Source organism: Paraburkholderia sp. GAS33 (genome assembly GCF_050436645.1).
In the GTDB taxonomy this organism is placed as follows: Bacteria; Pseudomonadota; Gammaproteobacteria; order Burkholderiales; family Burkholderiaceae; genus Paraburkholderia; species Paraburkholderia phenazinium_B.
In genome coordinates, this window is record NZ_JBNDMP010000003.1 from 347,147 (window position 1) to 365,459 (window position 18,313).

An 18,313-nucleotide genomic window follows, 5' to 3' on the forward strand; every position below is an offset into this window, starting at 1 on the left:
TGCCCGACGTCCACGAGGAACTGCGGATCTTTCCAATTCATGACTGCCCCTGCGGCTTGTTTGGTGCGGCGCGCCCGGTTCAGGCAGCGCTAAGTCTTTGTGCGTGCACGGTACGTCTGCAAATCGCGTATTTCTGTGTGCTAGCGCACCCAACGCCTGGCAGGAGGCTAAGGTTTTTACAAATTGTTACGATGTCGATCGTCTTGTCGGCGCTTTTGGCCTGACATGGCCGGTTTCGCCAGAAATCCGTCAATTGAATGGATTGTCGGTGACGGCGGGTTTTGCGTCCGGTTCGTCCTTGATCTGCTCAGGTAAATGAGCTTGGGCCTGCAATGTTTCGACAACCCGATCCAGCGCCTGCTTCAAGGCAAGCGCAGCCTGCAGACCGCGTTGGTCTTTGGTCAACTCGAGCGTGCCGCTCAGCGTGACACGCGTCGTACCGTTGCTGACGGTCAGCGCGTCGCCCTCAATGTTGAGTACGTCGTTGTCGTTCGCGAATGCGTTAAACACCTTTGAGTCCTCCTGGCCGTTGATCCTTCAGTGACTCGGGAATGCCCGGAAAGCGGATCCCGCTCATCGTTTCGAGTTCGTGCACGGTTTTGATGTCGTAGCGATTCGTCGAGATGTTGTCGACCACCACCGCGAATGCCATCTGCCTCGACGGCACATACACGACCTTGAACAACTGCGTCGGCACGAAGACTCTCGTGGGTCCGATGGTTTGCAATTGCTGGCCATTGAACATCGGGCCGGTCACGACATAGGTGTCGTCGTAGCGGAAGGCGATCCCGCGTACCGAGGTTTCGATGCGCGCCCACAAACGCTGATTGTTCTCGCGATTCTGCGGTACGACATTCGCCAACGTAAACGACTGTGCCATTGCCTGCGGATTCCAACGGTTCCCGGCGGGACTCATATGACCACGGTCATAGCCACTGCGCTTGTAATCGTCGAGGGTCGCGCCCTCACCATCCGGCAGACGTGCGTCCGCAAAAAACTTGTTGGTGCGCACCATGTCCTGCGCGGCATCCATATGCGCACGGGTCAGATGTTCTGCAGACCAAAGCGGTCCATGCGTGATGCCCGAATGCAAGACCGCGAAGTCGGAGTAACAGAGCATGCGCGTCTTCGGCGCCATCCGCGCATTGGCCAGTACGGGCCATTGCGCGTTGGGCGTGAAGTCGGTGCAGGAGGAGGGTGCAGCAATCGCGTGAGCCGCGACGGCGAACAACAGAGAGGCAAACCACTTCTTCATGGGTGAGGTATAGGACGAACGAGGGGGCAAAAGTATAGCGTCGTGCGTGAGGTTCGCGCGAGCAAACCGACGCATCGACGCGTGGGATCAGAAGTGACGCGAAGCAACAGAAACAACAACCCGGCCGCTCAACCCAAACTCAGCCCTAGCTATCGAACACCCGATGTTCCGCGCGCGTGGGCTGACGATCGACAGCTTGCAGACGCCAGTATCCATTAGTGGGCGCACGCGCCGGCACACACGTCCACGCGGCCGACCCCTGCGCCGAGCTGACGCGTTGCTTGCGGTCCACGTGCAGTCCGCGCAGCGTGCAAAGCGGTGCGTCGGTGCTGGGCGCGCAGAGTGTCGTGACGCCGTCGGCGTCGCGCAGTTCGCCCCAAGGGGGCAGATCGATCCCTTGATGCGCTTCTCTCGACCACCGGCGCTCATCGGTGTCGAGCCATAGCACAGCGTAATCGTGACTGACGGTGGGATCGGAACCGTTGATGAGAATGGTCAGGCGCATGGCAGTTCCGTTTACAGAGTGCGAAGTATCGCCTTAACAGTCTAGACCGGACTTCGCGTTATGCAAGGCAAACGGCTATCGGCGGCATTGAAAAACACAATTGGGGAACGTCTTGTCCAGCTTCTAGATTTAAAGACACCGTGCAGTCATGCGCGTCTGCCCGGGAGGTGACCGGACGATCGCTCGTCCACCGTCGCGCACCCCACATTACAGGTTTGTATGGAGGCTCAGATGTCGCAACTCAAGGGTTCGAAGACCGAGGAGAACTTGAAGGCAGCATTCGCCGGCGAATCGCAGGCGAACCGTCGTTATCTGTATTTCGCAGCAAAGGCCGACGTCGAAGGCCAGAATGATGTCGCGGCGCTATTTCGCTCCACCGCCGAAGGCGAGACGGGTCATGCGCACGGACACCTCGAATATCTCGAAGCGGTAGGCGACCCAGCCACGGGACTGCCGTTCGGCTCGTCGCGGCAAAATTTGCAAGCGGCCATTGCCGGTGAAACGCACGAATATACCGACATGTATCCGGGCATGGCGAAGTCGGCACGCGAAGAAGGCTTCGACGAAATCGCCAACTGGTTCGAGACGCTCGCAAAGGCCGAGCGTAGTCACGCGAACCGTTATTCGAAAGCGCTCGAAGCACTGGTTGACTGATACGGCGCGCTACGACAGCCCGGCACGCATCGGCGCGAGCGCCGACCCTGGTTAGACAGGCAACGAAAGCCTGCGGCACGGTCCGCAGGCTTTCGTTCTTGTGGGCGCGCCGCATGGTGCGGTGCACCGTCGGCTACCAAACATAAAAGCAAACCCGCATTCAAGGAGTTCGACTCCATGCCCCACAAAGAAGGCAGCCTCGAGGCGCCCACCCGGCATCCGCTCGACTGGCTTTCGGAGGCGTTCTACGATCAGGACGCGCTTGACCAGGAACTGGCGCGCGTCTTCGATATCTGCGCGGGGTGCCGCCGCTGCGTCTCGTTGTGCGGTGCGTTTCCAGCGCTGTTCGATCTGGTCGACGCCACCGACACCGGAGAAATACACGAGGTCGATAAAGCCGAGTTCGGCAAAGTGGTCGATCAGTGCTATCTGTGCGACCTGTGCTACATGACGAAGTGTCCGTACGTGCCGCCGCATCCGTGGAACGTCGATTTTCCGCACCTGATGCTGCGCGCCAAGGCGATCGACTACAAAAGCGGCGACGTCAAGCTGCGCGACAAGTTTCTCTCGAATACCGACGCGCTCGGCCACCTCGCAGGCATTCCGGTGGTGACCCAAACGATCAACGCAGTCAATCACACCGCTGCGGCGCGCGGGATGATGGAGAGCGCGCTTGGTGTGGACAAGAACGCCTGGTTACCGAATTTCGCTCCACGCAAATTCCGCAGTGCCGCAAAGAAGTCTCGCACCGCTGCCGTGCGCGATGGCGAGCGCACGCCCGGCAAAGTGGCGATTTACGCGACCTGTTACGTGAATTTCAACGAACCGGGCATCGGTCACGATCTGCTCGCCGTGCTCGCGCACAATGAAATTCCTTACGAACTGGTGAAGAGCGAAGCGTGCTGCGGCATGCCGTTGCTCGAACAGGGCAATCTGCAGGGCGTCGCCGATAAAAAGGCCAAGAACATCCCTGTGCTCGCGAAATACGCTCGCGAGGGCTACGCGATCATCGGCGCGATTCCGAGCTGCGTGCTGATGTACAAGCACGAACTGCCCTTGATGTTCCCCGACGACGCCGATGTCCGAGCCGTCAGCGAGGCCTTCTGGGATCCGTTCGAATATTTCGTGTCGCGTCATCGCGATGGACTCCTGAAGACCGACTTCAAGAACCCGCTCGGAAAAGTGGCGTATCACGTGCCGTGTCATGCGCGGGTGCAGAACATCGGCCGCAAAACGTCCGAGACGCTGGCGCTGGTCCCCGATACGCAGGTCACCGTGGTCGAGCGCTGTTCCGGACATGCCGGCACATTCGGCGTGAAGAAGGAGTTCCACCGCACGGCGATGCAGATCGGCACGCCGGTTTTCAAGGCGATGGCGCAGCCGCACCCCGATTACATTTCATCGGATTGCCAGCTGGCCGGCCATCATATCGAACAAGGGCTCGACGAAAGCGGCTTGTCGAAAGGACAGCTTGCGCATCCGCTGACGTTGCTGCGCAAGGCGTATGGCCTCTGATACCCCCTCACTGACTGGAAGGACACCGAGATGAGCATCGCCCGTAACTCGCTGCTGTCGCTCGAAAACTATTCGAAGTCGCGTATCGCGATGCGCGCCAAGGTGATCGAGCACAAGAAAGACCGTACGGTCGCGCTCGGCAACCACGTCACGTTCCTGTTCGAAGACGAAACCACGATCCGTTATCAGATTCAGGAGATGCTCCATATCGAGAAAATTTTCGACGAGGACGGCATTCAGGGCGAACTGAACGCCTATTTGCCGCTGGTGCCGGACGGCAGCAATCTGAAGGCGACAATGCAGATCGAATACGAGAACGAGATCGAGCGGCAGGCGGCGCTGGCGCGGCTGATTGGGATTGAGGACCGCGTGTTCCTGCAGGTGGAGGGCGAGCCGCCGGTCTATGCGATCGCCGACGAGGACCTGGAGCGCGAAAACGAGCAGAAGACCTCGGCCGTGCATTTCGTCCGCTTCGAGCTGACGCCCGCGATGAAAGCGAAGCTACGCGACGGCGCAGCGCTGCAGATCGGCTGCGATCATCCGAATTATCCGGTGCCGACCGAGGCTATCGAGCCGAAGGTGCGAGCGGCGTTGATGAAGGATCTTGCGTGAGGTGCCCGACGCAGACCCTAGGGGTTTATCCCTTGCGCAAATAAGTGCGTGCCAACCTTACTGGGCAAGCTCGGCCATGTAGGATAGCGGCGTCAATACGACGATCGCGGAGGCGCGTCATGCTACGTCGATGGATGCAACCCGCCGTCGTGGCGGCGTCGCTCGGTACGCTTGCCATTGCCAGTTGCGCCGCTGACAGCGCGCCGCTTCCGCCCCCGATCGTCTATGTGGCTGACTTCGATCTCGACGTCGCCAACGTCAAGCCGGACAGCGGCCCTGGCAGCCGACTGCGGCGCTTTGGCAGTGCGTTGCCGAGCGGTCCCCTACGCTCGTCGAAAGATCCGCAAACCCATGCCAAAGAGATCGTCGCCGAAATGGCGGAGAACCTCACGGATGATCTGAGCAAAGCCGGGATCGACGCGCGCCGGATGCCACCCGGCGCGGCGTTGCCGGCTACGGGCTGGCAGGTGCGCGGCGTGTTTCTGAGCGTCGACGACGGTAACCGCCTGCGTCGCGCGATGGTAGGTTTCGGTGCGGGCCAGACTGACTTTCAGGTGGCCGTTTCGCTCGACGATCTGTCGACGCCCACTCTCCCACCGCTCTACGAGAGCACCGAACAAGGCTCGAGCAAAGATAAACCCGGCGCCGTCATCAAGCTCAATCCGTACGTGATTGCCGCGAAGTTCGTGATGGCCGGTCAGGACGAGAAATCCACGATCAAAAATACCGCACAGCAGATTTCGGACTCGGTGGTGGAGAAGTTGAAGGCCAAAGCGCAGTAAGGGCGGAACGGGGATGTCGTGAAGGCACGCGGCTGCAGCCTCCGAGGTGAGTGCCTACTTACGTCAGACGGGCCGCCCGACGGTCCCGCCACCAGCACTGGCAGGACCGCCGCACGCCTTTGCCAATCAGGCTAGATTCAGCGTTCCCGTCATATCGCCCAGCGGCGCCAAGCCGTTTTGCGCGAACGCACGATCGCGCGCCACCACCCCTTCGAGCGGCCTCAGTCCGTGCACCCGCGTGATGAAGCGCAGGATCGAATTGGTGTCGTAGACGGTGTGATCCACATAGCCCTTCTTTGCCAGCGGCGAGACGACCAGCGCCGGAATCCGTGAGCCCGGACCCCAGCGGTCGCCCTTCGGCGGCGACACCGGATCCCACCAGCCGCCGTTTTCGTCGACGGTGACGATCACCACCATGTTGTTCCACTGTGGGCTGCGCTGCAGATGGTCGATCACCGTGGCGATATGGCGGTCGCCCGATTCGACGTCCGCATAGCCCGCGTGCATGTTCAGATTGCCTTGCGGCTTATAGAACGTGACGGCCGGCAAACGCCCCGCGTCGATATCGGCGAGCAGGCGATTGGTCGACGCGTCGTCGCCCACGCCCGCGTCGCGCAGATGCTGGCGGCGCGCCTCGGTTCCCGGCGCATAGCTGACGAAGTAGTTGAACGGTTGATGGTGATACTGAAAGTCGGGCACATCGCCGGTATCGTGATGATCCATCGCGTACTGCCACGCACCCGCGTACCACGCCCAGTCGACGCCCTTATCCGACAGACGATCGCCAATGGTTGCGTAGTTCTGCGGCGGCAGCACGCGCGGATTGGACAGATCGGCCATCGATTTGTCGCCGCCCGGCGCGGGCGGCACGAAGCTCGGCTGATACGGCGGCGCCATCGTGTTGACAGCGTAACCATCGGGCGTGAACAGGCCGTCGTTGACGAACTTCGGCGGCCCATCGAGTGCGGAAGCAGGCGAGTGCGCCGCCACCTTGAGCGCTGTGCCGGCCGGATCATCGCCTTCGACCACCGAGACAAACTGCTTCGCCGCGCTGTTATGCACATCCGGCACGAGCGGCGCCTGGGCGGAAATCAGGAAGATGTGGTTCAGCCACGAGCCGCCGAAGGCCGCCATAAAGAAGTTGTCGCACAGCGTGTACTGCTGCGCGAGATTCCAGATCCGCAACGTTTCGGCGGAACTGCGGTAATGCCCCATCACCAGACCGCCCGAGTCAGCCCAGGCGACGAACTGGTTGTTGCGCCCGGCGTTGATCTGCATCTGGTTCTGATAAAAGCGGTGCCACAGGTCGCGCGTGATCACGCCGTTTGGCAAAGGCGCGCCCTGTGCATCGGTGATGCGGAATGGCTTGTTGTTCAGACCGGCGATGTCATGCTCGCCAATCATGTAGCGCTTGCCGTCCACCTCCTGCGCTTGCGGCACGAGGCCGCCCCAGATTTTCGGCAGTTGCGGCAACGGCGTCTTGCCGTCGCGATCGAGTTGCACGTAGCGCTCGGCCGGTACGGCATCGAGCGGATGCTGCACGCCCGGGAAATTGCCATACAGATTGGCGAAGCTGCGGTTCTCGGCGTAAATCACCACGATCTGCTTCACCTGATCGTGCAACGCGGCGTCGAGCCGCAGGTCGGCGGCACTGCGCGGGGTAGCGGCTGCATGCTCTTCCGTGGTGCAGCCGGCGAGGGCAAGTCCCAGCCCTACCGCCGCGATGCCGGTGAGGACCCGGCGCCGCTCGGGGTTGTCAGGGCTGTCGTCGCCGGCAAACTCCGCGTTCGCATGCGGCAGGGGCAAATCGTCTTTTTCGTTCATTGGTATGGCTCCTCAGGTCTGGTTCGCTCCCGCGTGCCGTTCGCACACGTCGACGATCCGCAATGATCGCTCGCGACGTCGTCATTTTGTGTGTCAAACGAAAGACACGGCTACAGATAGCGGTTCGACTTCGGCGACATCGTACGATGCCAGAATTCGCTTCATCCGGCCAAATTCGCCCGTGACGCTTCGCGCTATCATGCTGTCCTATAGACGATCAGCACGAACCACAGCCGGACATGGCAAAAGAAAACATGACAGGAGCGGGACGCAAACAGGCCAGGCCGCGCAGCGATGCGCCAGCCCCGCACGAAGAGGCCGCAGCACCCGTCGACCTGACCGACACTGCCGATGACGAGAGCGCCGGCGGCTCGACCTACCTCGTCCCGGGTCTGGAGCGCGGGCTGCGCATTCTTGCGGAGTTCAGCGCGCGTGAACCGGTGCTGGGTGCGCCGGAGTTATCGAAGCGCATCGGCATTCCGCGTACCACCACCTTCCGCTTGCTGCAGACGCTGGAAGCGCTCGGGTTTCTCGAGCGCGTGAACGGCGACCGCCATTTCCGGCTGAGCGTGGCGGTACTGCGGCTGGGCTTCGAATATCTGAGTTCGCTCGAACTGACGGACGTGGGCACGCCGCTGCTCGAGCGCTTGCGTGACGCGACGGGACTCAGCGCGCATCTTCTGATCCGCGATCAGCGCGACGTGGTGTTCGTTGCGAAAGCCCAGGCGCACGATCCGATGTTCAGCTCGGTCAAGGTGCATGTCGGCACGCGTCTGCCGGCGCATGCGACTGTGCATGGCCAGGTGTTGATGGGCGATCTTAGTTACGACGAACTGCGCCAGCTTTATCCGGAGCCGCAACTTGAGCGTTTTACCGATCGCACGCCGGCCACTGTGGAAGAACTCAACGAGCGGGTGCGCGAAAGCGCGGCGCAGGGCTATGCGGTGAGCGAAGCTTCGTTCGAGCGAGGCATTTCGGTGGTGACGGCGCCGGTGCGCGACCAGACTGGCCGCATCGTGGCGGCCTTGACGGTGACGGTGCCGCGCTCGGATATTGGTGACGCCAGCGAACGCGAACCGTTGATCGCAGCGGTGTGCAACGCGGCTGTTGAGTTGTCGACACGCCTCAATTACCGTCCGCCCGCAGACGATCCGACCGCGGTCGAGGCACGCCGCAGGACTATCGCGGCTAGCTAGGCCAACCGGGCGAACCGGGCAAGCGACGCCGCAAAGCGATGTGGCCGGCTGCAGGGCAACCGGCCGCTTACTCAACTCTCTAAAGAAAACGCCCGGCCGCCCCAGATTTTCTCGAGCACATCGGCGGACCTGCCACGTAGTGACAAATCCGGTAGCACTCAGAACGAGTGGTGAATACCCGTCAGAAACACCGTCTGATTACGGCTATCCGAGACGCCTGCCGTGAAGAACGCCGCGTCCGTATTCGATCCCGCACGCTCATACAGCGCGTTCACATAAATCTGCGTCGACTTCGACAGCGCATAGATATCGCCGATCTCAAACTGCGTCCAGCGATGACCATCGAAGCTCGTCGTCGCCGCGCCACCCGCTACGCTGTTAAACGGCGTGAACTGATAGTTCGCGCCCGCATCGTAGCTCTGATACGTGCTCGAGTAGCCGGGCGATTCCAGCTTCACACGCGTGTACAGACCATGCACCAGCAGGTTGCCGAACTGGTAGGACGCACCTGCACCCATGTTCTCGACATTGTCGGCCGTGTATGCCGTGGCCGCGACACCCTGGAAGTGCGTGATGCCGGTCGTGACGATCGACGGCGTGCGGTCATGTTCATTCGAGTAGACCGCGCCAGCATTGAACGGCCCGTTTTTGTAGCTGGCCTCGAAGCTCAAGGTGCGACCGGTCGCGAAGTTCGTCGTATTGCCCAGCCCCATCATCGCGCCGACCGTGAAGCCGGCAAAGCTGGTTGAGCGGAACTTCACCGAGTTGTTGAACGGCACGACACTCGTATCTGCCAGCTCATCGATATTGCCCGGGTGGAACGCATACCAGCTCGCGGCGAGATAACCCGTGCTCAACGGACCCAGCACATCGAAGTTAAACGGCGTTTGGTGACCGAGCGTCAGCGTTCCGATCTGATCGGAACTCAAACCGACATACGCCTGGCGATTCCACAACGTTCCGGGCGAAGCCATTGCGCCAGTCGTCGTATAGAAGCCGTTTTCCAACTGGAAGATGGCGTGCAGACCGCCACCCAGATCCTCTACTCCCCTCAGACCCCAACGGTCAGGCTGCATGTTGCCCTGCTCTGCGATCCATTTCGAACTTCCGCCGGCATTGCTGATGTACGCGACTCCGGCATCGAGACTACCGTAAAGCGTGACACTGCTTTGTGCCCACGCCCCTGTCGTGGCGCACATCGCTGTAAGTGCGACTGCAATGATTCTTTTCACCGTTGGTTCTCCTAATCGTGTGACGAATGGCTGGATCCCATTCCGCCGTCCGTAGTGCATTGAGTGAGGGAGCGTTGGTCCTGGTTTATGCGCCAAAACTTTGCTTCTTATTTGTTCCACCTATGGGCATATGTATCGCCTATGGAAAGTATAGGGTCTCCAGAAGTGGTCAAAATAAATTTTCGAGCCCCGAGGAAACCCGAATGCCGCGGGAGGGACGGTTTCGGTCGTGGACAAAAAAGCCTTACGGAATAGGCACGTAGGCTGACGTTCGTGGTCAGCGGAGGAAGGGAACGGTGTCCTTCCTCCGCCACATCAGTGTTTTCCCCTAACGCCGCAGATTTTTATTTTTTCTCGCTCAGACGGCTCCTATAATTGTCCATACACGAACTGATGTTCCTTGTATGGAACATGCGGGATTCAGGAGAAGGTAGCACATGACTGAAGAATGGCGTTGCGCCGGACATGCCGGCGACCTGTCCGAAGACGCGCCGCTCGAGTACAAGCTCGAAGGCACGGAGATCGGCATCTACAAGGTGGGCGATGCGCTGTACGCGCTGGAAAACGTCTGTCCCCACGCGTACGCGTTGCTGACGCAGGGATTTGTCGACGGCGATACCGTCGAATGCCCGTTGCACGAAGCCGTGTTCCATATCCCGACTGGCAAGTGCTTGAAAGAGCCGGGCGGCCGCGACCTGAAGATGTATGCGGTTCGTCTCGCCGGTGAAGAAATCCAGATCAAGGTGGAATGACATGCGAGAGCAAGCCGTGAAATTCAATCCCTCCCTGAAGCCGTGGCTCGCGCCGCAGCCGAACAACGTCGCCGGCAAAGGCGTCATCGAAAAGCCGGGCGAGGCGCAAAACCTCGTGTGGCAAACCCGCAAGGCCGAACCGACGCAATACGAGAACGACTTCGGCGATGCGCTCGAGAAGGTGTTCGATGCGGGTGCGGTGGAGTTGCAGGACGTTGTCGACGGCTTGAACCGCATCGGCTTCCGGACCCCGGAAGGCGCGGCGTGGACCGCCGAACGCCTGACCGCCGAATTCCGCCTGCTCGCCGAATAGGCGCGCTACCCAGACAACCTTGCGAAACCGTCGCACCGCCTACGCATCTGGAGTCTTTTATGACGTCCCCCACACCCCATCCCACCACGGACCACGGCACGGCCGATCCGCTTCAGGCTTACCTCGACCTCGGTCTGCGCAATTACTGGTATCCGGTCGCCCCGAGCTGGCAAGTCGGCAATGCGCCCATCGGCCTGACGCGCCTCGGCGATCAGATCGTCCTGTGGCGCGATCAGGAAGGCCGTGTCCATGCACTCGAAGACCGCTGCCCGCATCGCGGTGCGCGTCTGTCGTTGGGCTGGAATCTTGGTGGCAGCGTCGCGTGCTGGTACCACGGCATTGAAATCGACGGCGGCGGCACGGTTACCAAAGTCCCGGCCGTGTCGAACTGCCCGCTCGAAGGCCAGAAGTGCGTGAAGTCGTATCCCGTGCAAGAACATGCGGGGGCTATCTTCCTGTGGTTTGGCGACGACGCTCACAAGGAACCCGCGCCACTCGTTTTGCCGGAAGAACTGGTGAACGAGGAGTACGCGAGCTTTCTGTGCATGTCGAACTGGAAGTGCAATTACCAGTACGCGATTGACAACGTGATGGATCCGATGCACGGCGCCTATCTGCACGCGACCTCGCACTCGATGGCCGAAGGCGACAAGCAGGCCGACATGCGCGTGCGCAAGACCGATACCGGTTTGATGTTCGAAAAGGTCGGCCAGCGCGACGTCAATTTCGACTGGGTGGAGCTCGGCGAAACCGGTTGCCTGTGGATGCGCCTCGCGATTCCCTACAGGAAGAAGTTTGGCCCGGGCGGTAACTTCGGGATCATCGGCTTCGCCGTTCCCGTCGACGAGAGCAACTGCCAGGTTTACTTCTGGCGCACGCGCAAGGTATCGGGATGGCAGCGCGACGCATGGCGTTTCATGTACCGCAACCGCCTCGAAGGTCTCCATTGGGACGTGCTGGAGCAGGACCGCTATGTCCTCGAAAGCATGGCGCCGGATGCACGCAAACACGAATTCCTTTATCAGCATGACGTCGGCATGACGCGCGTGCGTCGTATGTTGCGGCAGCGCGCGCAGCAGGATTTCGATGCACTCGCCGCGCACCGTGCGCAAGCGGCCACTGCCACGACGGGTACAGCAGCAGGGCATAGCCATGCATAACGCCAACGCTGCGCCCGCGGCACTCACCGGCCGACGCGTGATCGTCACGGGCGGCGCGCGCGGTCTTGGCGCGGCGTTTGTGCGCTCGCTGGTGCAGGCCGGCGCGCAAATCGTGTTCGGCGATGTTTTGCACGACGAAGGTCGTGCGCTCGCCGAGACGCTGCAAAGCGAAGGTCACGGGGCGCACTTCCTGCCACTGGACCTCGCCGATCCATCGAACATCCAGAGCTTCGTCGTCCAGGCGGTGAAGCAGCTCGGAGGCCTCGATGCGCTCATCAACAACGCGGCAATCACCAACTCCGGCGGCAAGCTGGCCGGCGAACTGGCGGTCGATACGTGGGATGCGGTGATGAACGTCAACGTGCGCGGCACGTGGCTAATGAGTACCGCGGCGCTGCCGCATCTGCGCGACTCGTGCCGCGGCAGCATCGTCAATATCGCTTCGGATACGGCGCTGTGGGGCGCACCGAAACTACTGGCTTATGTCGCCAGCAAAGGTGCCGTGATCGCGATGACGCGTTCGCTGGCGCGTGAATTCGGCGCCGACGGCATCACGGTCAACGCGATCGCGCCGGGGCTGACCGAAGTCGAGGCCACCGCCTACGTGCCGGCCGAACGTCACGAGTATTACCTGAAAGGCCGTGCGCTGACCCGCGCCCAGGTTCCCGACGATGTGACGGGGCCGGTCCTGTTCCTGTTGTCCGATGCCGCACGCTTCGTGACCGGCCAGTTGCTGCCGGTGAACGGCGGCTTTGTGATGAATTGATCTTGTCTTGACCGAAAGGAGAAAGAGATGGCGGACACCGATTTCGAACGTAAGTCGTGGGATCAACCCGCGGAAGCCAGTTTTGCGCAATGGATGGACACACGCGTTGCACGTCTTGAAACCCGTCGCTACGACTGGGACGCACTGAAGTTTCAGGCCGATTACGACCCGAAGTATCGCCGGGCGCAAATGCGCTATGTCGGCACGGGCGGCACGGGTGTCGCGAAGGATGTCAACACGGTGCCTGCAGGGGGCTTCACGTTCTCGACCATGGTGATCCCGGCCGGCAATATCGGGCCGAGCCATATTCATATGGACGTCGAAGAAATTTTCTTCGTGCTGCGCGGCAAGATGAAAGTGATCTGCGAACGCGACGGCGAGACCTGGGAATCGGTGCTCGGCGAACGCGATCTGATTTCGGTGCCGCCGGGCGTGTATCGCACGGAAGTGAATATCGGCGAAGAGGATGCGCTGATGTGCGTGATGCTCGGTTCTCCGAAGCCGATCACGCCGACGTATCCGCCGGATTCGCCGCTTGCCAAGCTGAAGCGATAAGCGATAGGCGCTTGGGTGCGCAGCGCAAGGTGGTTGCCCGTTCGACGCTTTGCACTAGCCATACCCACGCGACAACCCTGTGCACCGCACCGTCGCCGCACTGACGTCACCTTACTTTGCACTTGCAGATAGAAACCATGTCCGCTGTCCCGTCTGTTACTGCCGATCTCGCCGCCTCGCTGGAAGCGCGTCTTGCGCGCTTTCCGCTGCAGCAGGCCGTTACCGCGGCGACGCAGACGGTGGGTTATCGCGAAGCGCAAGAGCTGGCTTCTGTGCGCGACGAGGCGTTGCCGCTCGTGCTGCTGCACGGCATTGGCTCGGGAGCAGCGTCGTGGGTACAGCAGTTTGAAGCGCTCGGTGCGACGCGGCAGGTGCTTGCCTGGGATGCGCCGGGATACGGCGTTTCGACGCCGGTCGTCCCAGCTTCGCCCCAGGCGGCGGACTACGCAGACGTCCTGCGCGGCTGGCTCGACGCGCTCGGCATCGCGCGTTGCGTGCTGGTAGGGCATTCGCTGGGCGCGATTGTCGCTGGCGCATTTGCTGCTGCAAATCCGCAGCGCGTCGCTGGCCTTTTGTTGCTGTCGCCTGCTGGCGGTTACGGCGCGGCGACAACAGACGTACGCGAATCAAAGCGCGACCAGCGTCTTGCGATGCTCGCCGAACTCGGCCCCGCAGGTCTTGCCGAAAAGCGCAGTGCGAACATGGTGTCTGCACACGCTGACGAGAACGCCCGTGCGTGGGTGCGTTGGAACATGGCGCGCATCGTGCCGCAAGGCTACGCGCAAGCGACACATCTGCTCGCCAATGCCGATCTTGCCGCCGACCTCTCGCGCTTCCACGGACTGGTCAACATTGCTGTAGGCGCTGAAGACACCATCACGCCGCCGTCCGCATGCGAACGGCTGGCCCTCGCGGCACGTACGTCCTTGCAGATCGTGCCGCGCGCCGGTCACGCCGGCTATATCGAAGCCGCTGACGCGTACACCGCGATCATCGACACGTTCTGCCGCGCGAGCGCGGCACCACGGAGCCACTGAAATGACGCCCGACACGATCAACGCCGAGCGCGCAACCGACGACGACAACGCCGAACCCGGCTACAAAGTGCCCGGTCTCGAACGCGGTCTGAAGATTCTGACTGAGTTCTCGCCACGCGAGCCGGTATTGGGCGCACCGGAATTATCCCGGCGCTTGAAGATTCCCCGCACAACGGTCTTCCGTCTGCTGCAGACGCTCGAATCGCTCGGCTTTCTCGAGCGAGCCGATAAGGACCGCAACTATCGCCTGGGCGTCGCGGTGCTGCGCCTCGGCTTCGAATATCTGAGCTCGCTCGAACTGACGGATCTCGGCTTGCCGATCATCGAGGCCTTGCGCAACGACACAGGCCTGACGAGCCACATCCTGATCCGCGATGGACGCGACGTGGTGTTCGTTGCCAAGGCGCAAAGTCACACGCCGATCTTCAGTTCGGTGAAGGTCAACGTAGGCACACGCCTGCCCGCACATGCGACGACGCACGGCCAGGTGCTGATGGGCGATCTTACGCTCAACGATTTACGCGCGCTGTACCCCGAGCCGAAGTTGCATCGCTTTACCAAACTCACACCTGAAACGGTCGAAGAGTTGTACGAACGAATTCGCGATGACGCGCAGCGCGGTTTCGCGATCAGCGAATCGTCGTTCGAACGCGGCATTTCGGTCGTGACGGCGCCGGTGCGTAACGACACGGGCCGCATCGTCGCCGTGATCACCACGACGATCCCGCGGCCGGAGATCGATGCAGCGCTGCTCGACAGCGGTCTGATCGACAAGGTGCGCGGCGCGGCTGACGAACTCTCGCAACGCCTGAACTACCGTCCCAAGAACGGGCCGGCCGCGGGCAGCAAGTATATGAAGGCATTGGGGCTCTAATGATCCAGATCGATTTGACCGGTCAGGTAGCGGTGGTGACGGGCGGCTCGTCCGGCATCGGACTCGCGACCGCCGAACTGTTTTTGCGTGCGGGTGCATCGGTCGCCATCTGCGGACGCGACGCCGAACGCCTGACGCATGCGGAGACGGCTCTGATGACGCAATTTCCGTCTGCGCAACTGCTGGCAACGCGCTGCGATGTGCTCGACGCAGAAGAAGTCAACGCCTTCGCGCAAGACGTTCAGCGCCGCTTCGGCCGCACTGACATGCTGGTAAACAACGCTGGCCAAGGCCGCGTCTCGACCTTCGCCGATACCACCGACGATGCCTGGCGCGAAGAACTCGACCTGAAATATTTCAGCGTGATCCGCCCGACTCGCGCGTTCCTGCCAATGCTGCGCGACGCGGCTGGCATGGGCAACGCGTCGATCGTCTGCGTGAATTCGCTGCTCGCGCTGCAGCCGGAGCCGCATATGGTGGCGACTTCCTCGGCACGCGCGGGTTTGCTGAGTCTCATCAAGTCACTAGCGGTCGAACTCGCGCCGCTGCGTATTCGCGTGAATTCGATTCTGATCGGCATTGTCGAATCGGGCCAATGGCGCCGCCGCTTCGAGACGCAAGCCGCGCCGGGCCAGAGTTGGAAGGACTGGACGGCAGAACTCGCACGCAAGAAGAACATTCCGCTTGGCCGCTTCGGCCGTCCCGAAGAGGCCGCACAGGCACTCTTTTATCTGGCTACTAATCTGTCGTCCTACACGACAGGCAGTCATATCGATGTCTCTGGAGGCAATGCACGACATGTCTAATAAAACCACCGTCGGCGAGCTGATTGCCGCCTTTCTCGAGCAATGCGGCGTTCGCACGACGTTCGGCGTGATTTCGATCCACAACATGCCGATCCTCGACGCGATCAACAACCGCGGCAAGATCCGTTATGTCGGTGCACGCGGCGAAGCCGGTGCGGTCAACATGGCCGATGGTCTGGCACGTGTGTCCGGTGGCCTTGGCGTCGCGTTCACCAGCACGGGCACCGCGGCCGGCAACGCAGCAGGCGCGATGGTCGAAGCGCTGACCGCTGGCACGTCGCTGCTGCATATCACTGGCCAGATCGAAACCGAATACCTCGACAAGGACCTCGCGTATATCCACGAAGCGCCGGACCAGTTGTCGATGTTGTCGTCGATCTCGAAGGCCGCCTACCGCGTCCGCACTGCCGAGACTGCACTCCCGACGATCCGCGAAGCGGTGCGCGTCGCGCAGACCGCGCCGAGCGGCCCGGTGAGTGTCGAGATTCCGATTGACATTCAGGCGGCAGAAATCGAATGGCCCGCTGACCTCAGCGCGCCGCACGTGACGACGCTCACGCACGACAGCCAGCGCGTCGTGCAACTCGCCGATGCGCTGGCCAAGGCCACGCGTCCGCTGCTGTGGCTTGGCGGCGGCACGCGTCACGCGCGGGCGGCGGTTGAGCGCCTGGTGGCGCTGGGCTTTGGCGTCGTGACCAGCGTGCAGGGCCGCGGCATCCTGCCGGAAGATCATCCGGGGACGCTCGGTGCGTTCAATGTGCACGCATCGGTTGAAAGCTTCTACAAGACTTGCGACGCGGTCCTCGTGGTCGGTTCGCGTCTGCGTGGCAATGAAACGTTGAAGTACAAGCTTGCGCTGCCTCAACCGCTGTACCGCGTCGATGCCGACGCACTCGCCGATAACCGCGGCTATCGCAACGAGCTGTTTGTGCATGGTGACTCCGCTGCGGTTCTGGAAGAACTCGCGACGCTGCTCGAAGGCCGTCTCAAGGTGGATCCTAAGTTTGCCGCCGATCTGGCCGCTGCCCGGGAGATCGCCGTAGCGGATGTAGGCAAGGGTCTCGGACCGTACAAGCGCCTCGTCGACGCGCTGCAACGGTCGGTGGGCACAGACTATAACTGGGTGCGCGATGTGACGATCTCGAACAGCACGTGGGGTAACCGCCTGCTGCAGATTTTCACGCCGCGTGCGGGGGTGCACGCCTTGGGCGGTGGTATCGGTCAAGGGATGCAGATGGCAATCGGTGCGGCGCTGGCGGAAACAGCGGCGAAGACGGTGTGCCTCGTCGGCGACGGTGGTCTGATGGTCAACGTCGGTGAACTGGCGACGGCCGTGCAGGAAAACGCCAACGTCATGATCGTGCTGATGAACGACCAATGCTATGGCGTGATCCGCAACATTCAGGACGCGCAATATGGCGGTCGCCGCTGCTTCGTCGATCTGCATCAACCGGACTTCGCGCAGTTCTGCGAGAGCCTGAAGCTCACGCATTACCGCATCAAGTCGCTCGACGACGCAGACGAGATCATCCGCGAAGGTCTGGCGAAGACGGGCCCGGTGCTGGTTGAAGTGGACATGCTGTCGGTCGGCTCGTTTGCCACCGCGTTTGCCGGCCCGCCGGTCAAGAAGCAGGAGCCAGAACATGCATGATCTTCGCCACGCGGGACATCATGCGCCCGTCGACGTTGCGATGATCGGCTTCGGGGCGATCGGCCAGGCGGTGTATCGCTCCGTTGCAGCAGATCCGCAAGTGCGCGTGTCGCATGTGATCGTGCCCGAGCGGCATGCGGCGTCGGTGCGAGAGGTGGTGGGCGCGTCGGTAGATGTGGTGTCGTCGGTGGCCGCGCTGAGCAGTCGCCCGCAGTTCGCGCTGGAATGCGCGGGCCACAGTGCGTTGGTCGACCACGTTGTTCCGTTGTTGAAAGCGGGCACCGATTGCGCGGTGGCTTCTATCGGCGCTCTCTCGGACGTGCTGCTGCTCGACGCGCTCTCGGCCGCTGCGGATGAAGGTGATGCCACGCTGACGCTGTTGTCCGGCGCCATTGGCGGCGTAGACGCTTTGGCCGCGGCGAAACTGGGTGGCCTCGACGAAGTGCTGTACACGGGTCGCAAGCCACCGCAGGGCTGGCTCGGCACACCCGCCGAAGAAATCTGCGACCTGCAGAGCCTGACGGAAGAGCGGATCATTTTCGAAGGTAGCGCCCGCGAAGCGGCACGGCTTTATCCGAAGAATGCCAACGTGGCGGCGACGATTGCGCTGGCAGGTCTCGGCCTCGATCAGACCATTGTGCGTCTGATCGCAGACCCCGCGGCGACGCGCAATGTGCACCGCATCCTGGCGCGCGGCGCATTCGGCGAGATGTCGCTCGAAATGTGCGGCAAGCCGTTGCCTGACAACCCCAAGACGTCCGCGCTGACCGCGTTCAGCGCGATCCGTGCCCTGCGCAATCGCGCGGCGCGTTGCGTGATTTGAT

Annotated in this window: 20 protein-coding genes; 15 read left to right on the forward strand and 5 right to left on the reverse strand. The window is 61.8% G+C overall.

Annotated elements, in window-relative coordinates:
- Nucleotides 1–249: 249 nt before the first annotated feature.
- The 3 genes from P3T24_RS11775 to P3T24_RS11785 all read right to left on the reverse strand — a co-directional run bounded on the left by P3T24_RS11775 (nucleotide 250) and on the right by P3T24_RS11785 (nucleotide 1,760).
- Nucleotides 250–510, reverse strand: a complete 261-nt coding sequence (locus tag P3T24_RS11775; protein WP_429287400.1) for a hypothetical protein — start codon at nucleotides 508–510, stop codon at nucleotides 250–252.
- Nucleotides 503–1,255 (reverse strand): DNA/RNA non-specific endonuclease, encoded by a 753-nt coding sequence (locus P3T24_RS11780; RefSeq protein ID WP_429434703.1) that lies wholly within the window; start codon nucleotides 1,253–1,255, stop codon nucleotides 503–505. The genes P3T24_RS11775 and P3T24_RS11780 overlap by 8 nt, the downstream gene beginning before the upstream one ends.
- Nucleotides 1,256–1,400: 145 nt before the next feature.
- Nucleotides 1,401–1,760 (reverse strand): DUF3564 domain-containing protein, encoded by a 360-nt coding sequence (locus P3T24_RS11785; RefSeq protein ID WP_074266942.1) that lies wholly within the window; start codon nucleotides 1,758–1,760, stop codon nucleotides 1,401–1,403.
- A 231-nt stretch (nucleotides 1,761–1,991) separates the two neighbouring features.
- On the opposite strand from P3T24_RS11785, the gene P3T24_RS11790 reads away from it, so the two are divergent.
- From P3T24_RS11790 to P3T24_RS11805, 4 genes are all read left to right on the forward strand, one after another.
- Entirely contained in the window at nucleotides 1,992–2,414 is a 423-nt protein-coding gene (locus P3T24_RS11790) for a rubrerythrin family protein (RefSeq protein WP_074266943.1), read from the forward strand.
- A gap of 177 nt (nucleotides 2,415–2,591) precedes the next feature.
- Nucleotides 2,592–3,929, forward strand: coding sequence for a heterodisulfide reductase-related iron-sulfur binding cluster (locus P3T24_RS11795; protein WP_074266944.1), 1,338 nt, complete (start codon nucleotides 2,592–2,594; stop codon nucleotides 3,927–3,929).
- A gap of 30 nt (nucleotides 3,930–3,959) precedes the next feature.
- Nucleotides 3,960–4,541, forward strand: a complete 582-nt coding sequence (locus P3T24_RS11800; protein ID WP_074266945.1) for a DUF3501 family protein — start codon at nucleotides 3,960–3,962, stop codon at nucleotides 4,539–4,541.
- A 119-nt stretch (nucleotides 4,542–4,660) separates the two neighbouring features.
- The gene (locus P3T24_RS11805) at nucleotides 4,661–5,323 is read left to right on the forward strand and encodes a DUF4410 domain-containing protein (protein ID WP_429406010.1); all 663 of its coding nucleotides are present in this window, start codon (nucleotides 4,661–4,663) and stop codon (nucleotides 5,321–5,323) included.
- Nucleotides 5,324–5,449: 126 nt separating this feature from the next.
- Here P3T24_RS11805 and P3T24_RS11810 read toward each other — a convergent pair whose 3' ends face one another.
- Entirely contained in the window at nucleotides 5,450–7,147 is a 1,698-nt protein-coding gene (locus tag P3T24_RS11810; RefSeq protein ID WP_429434706.1) for an acid phosphatase, read from the reverse strand.
- Nucleotides 7,148–7,386: 239 nt separating this feature from the next.
- Between P3T24_RS11810 and P3T24_RS11815 the strand changes: the two genes are divergently transcribed.
- Nucleotides 7,387–8,343, forward strand: coding sequence for an IclR family transcriptional regulator (locus P3T24_RS11815; RefSeq protein WP_074266948.1), 957 nt, complete (start codon nucleotides 7,387–7,389; stop codon nucleotides 8,341–8,343).
- Between the two features lie 158 nt (nucleotides 8,344–8,501).
- Here P3T24_RS11815 and P3T24_RS11820 read toward each other — a convergent pair whose 3' ends face one another.
- Nucleotides 8,502–9,635: a porin gene (locus P3T24_RS11820; protein WP_429434709.1), complete on the reverse strand. Its 1,134-nt coding sequence runs from the start codon at nucleotides 9,633–9,635 to the stop codon at nucleotides 8,502–8,504.
- Between the two features lie 377 nt (nucleotides 9,636–10,012).
- Between P3T24_RS11820 and P3T24_RS11825 the strand changes: the two genes are divergently transcribed.
- The 10 genes from P3T24_RS11825 to P3T24_RS11870 all read left to right on the forward strand — a co-directional run bounded on the left by P3T24_RS11825 (nucleotide 10,013) and on the right by P3T24_RS11870 (nucleotide 18,312).
- Entirely contained in the window at nucleotides 10,013–10,327 is a 315-nt protein-coding gene (locus tag P3T24_RS11825; protein ID WP_429434712.1) for a non-heme iron oxygenase ferredoxin subunit, read from the forward strand.
- Between the two features lies 1 nt (nucleotide 10,328).
- Nucleotides 10,329–10,640, forward strand: a complete 312-nt coding sequence (locus P3T24_RS11830) for a recombinase-like helix-turn-helix domain-containing protein (RefSeq protein ID WP_074266951.1) — start codon at nucleotides 10,329–10,331, stop codon at nucleotides 10,638–10,640.
- A 59-nt stretch (nucleotides 10,641–10,699) separates the two neighbouring features.
- Nucleotides 10,700–11,800, forward strand: a complete 1,101-nt coding sequence (locus P3T24_RS11835) for an aromatic ring-hydroxylating oxygenase subunit alpha (protein ID WP_074266952.1) — start codon at nucleotides 10,700–10,702, stop codon at nucleotides 11,798–11,800.
- Nucleotides 11,793–12,566 carry an SDR family oxidoreductase gene (locus tag P3T24_RS11840; RefSeq protein ID WP_429434714.1) on the forward strand — a complete coding sequence of 258 codons (774 nt, stop codon included), beginning with the start codon at nucleotides 11,793–11,795 and terminating at the stop codon, nucleotides 12,564–12,566. The genes P3T24_RS11835 and P3T24_RS11840 overlap by 8 nt, the downstream gene beginning before the upstream one ends.
- Before the next feature lie 27 nt (nucleotides 12,567–12,593).
- On the forward strand, nucleotides 12,594–13,121 hold the full coding sequence (locus P3T24_RS11845; RefSeq protein ID WP_074266954.1) for a cupin domain-containing protein: 528 nt from the start codon (nucleotides 12,594–12,596) through the stop codon (nucleotides 13,119–13,121).
- A gap of 137 nt (nucleotides 13,122–13,258) precedes the next feature.
- Entirely contained in the window at nucleotides 13,259–14,158 is a 900-nt protein-coding gene (locus P3T24_RS11850) for an alpha/beta fold hydrolase (protein WP_429434716.1), read from the forward strand.
- A 1-nt stretch (nucleotide 14,159) separates the two neighbouring features.
- Entirely contained in the window at nucleotides 14,160–15,032 is an 873-nt protein-coding gene (locus tag P3T24_RS11855; protein WP_074266956.1) for an IclR family transcriptional regulator, read from the forward strand.
- Complete coding sequence (locus P3T24_RS11860) at nucleotides 15,032–15,838, forward strand: SDR family oxidoreductase (protein WP_429434719.1); 807 nt, start codon at nucleotides 15,032–15,034, stop codon at nucleotides 15,836–15,838. The genes P3T24_RS11855 and P3T24_RS11860 overlap by 1 nt, the downstream gene beginning before the upstream one ends.
- Nucleotides 15,831–17,489: a thiamine pyrophosphate-binding protein gene (locus P3T24_RS11865; protein WP_429434722.1), complete on the forward strand. Its 1,659-nt coding sequence runs from the start codon at nucleotides 15,831–15,833 to the stop codon at nucleotides 17,487–17,489. Before P3T24_RS11860 ends, P3T24_RS11865 begins: the two co-directional genes overlap by 8 nt.
- Nucleotides 17,482–18,312 carry an aspartate dehydrogenase gene (locus tag P3T24_RS11870; protein ID WP_429406022.1) on the forward strand — a complete coding sequence of 277 codons (831 nt, stop codon included), beginning with the start codon at nucleotides 17,482–17,484 and terminating at the stop codon, nucleotides 18,310–18,312. Before P3T24_RS11865 ends, P3T24_RS11870 begins: the two co-directional genes overlap by 8 nt.
- Nucleotide 18,313 lies beyond the last annotated feature (1 nt).